Origin of the sequence: Desulfovibrio sp. 1188_IL3213 (assembly GCF_036763145.1) — a bacterium.
Taxonomy (GTDB): domain Bacteria; phylum Desulfobacterota; class Desulfovibrionia; order Desulfovibrionales; family Desulfovibrionaceae; genus Desulfovibrio.
The window spans coordinates 1-967 of the sequence record NZ_JBAIYR010000642.1 but is presented as its reverse complement, the minus strand read 5'-3'; the positions used below and the strand labels follow the sequence as shown (position 1 = coordinate 967).

Below are 967 nucleotides of genomic sequence, written 5' to 3'. Positions count from 1 at the left end.
GCCGTGCCGGAGGCAGCGCCGCCTTCCGCCGACAGACCACCCGCCGCCTCAGGCGACGAAACGGCAGCACCGTTTGAAGGTGTGCGCAAATACAGCCACCAGTAACCGCCAAGCCCCGCGCCGCTCAACGTCATGAGCAGTATTGCCAAAATAATGACAATGCGCTTGACCCGGGACTTTTTCTTGGGGCTTTCCGCCTGCCCCTCGGGCAGGGCCGGGGCTTCTTTTTCCTTGGCCGCCATAATAAACTCCGTTGGCCTGACGCGGGCATAACGGCAATGCCGTGCCGCGTGCGATTTTTATGGGCGAAGCATGCGCAACCGGATATCTCCGAAGCACCGCCCGCAAAAACCGGCCCCCACAGCTAATGCAGACACTGTGCCAGATACTACGTTTTGGCCGGGCGCAGCCCGAAAATATCCGTACCTATGCGTACCAGGGTAGCCCCTTCGGTCACGGCCGCCTCAAAGTCGCCGCTCATTCCCATAGACAGTACAGGCAAGGGCAAACCGGTGCGGGCGCGCAGGCCGTCCCGCAGTTCACGCAGGAGGGCAAAGTGGGGCCGTGCGGCATCGCCGGCATCAAAGACCGGGGGCAGACACATGAGCCCCTGGACATCAAGGTGCGGGCAGCTCTCAAGTACATAATCGGCCAAAGCGGGCAAATCTGCAGCCATAATGCCGCTTTTTTGTGGTTCCGAGGCGATATTCACCTGAAACAGCACCGCCTGGCGGGCCTGCGCTTCAGCAAGCCGCCGCTCAAAAGCATCGGCCAGCTTGCGTGAGTCAAGCGTATGCACCAGAGCGAAGGCCCCGGCCACCTGCCCGGCCTTGCGGCTCTGCACGTGGCCGATCATGTGCCAGCGGATATGAAGGGCAGAAGCCGAGGGCGCAGCTTCCAGCTCTTCACGCTTCTGCAGGGCTTCCTGCACATAGTTTTCGCCAAAGTCCACCCGCCCCGCAGCGGC

At 62.0% G+C, this 967-nt stretch carries 1 protein-coding gene and 1 pseudogene; both read right to left on the bottom strand.

Annotated features, from left to right (window positions below; genetic code table 11):
• A pseudogene (locus V6C16_RS14235) lies at positions 1-242 on the bottom strand (flagellar basal body-associated FliL family protein); the annotation flags it as partial.
• A 146-nt stretch (positions 243-388) separates the two neighbouring features.
• Positions 389-967: YggS family pyridoxal phosphate-dependent enzyme (locus V6C16_RS14230; protein WP_333543554.1), on the bottom strand; the 579-nt coding region annotated here is incomplete at its 5' end.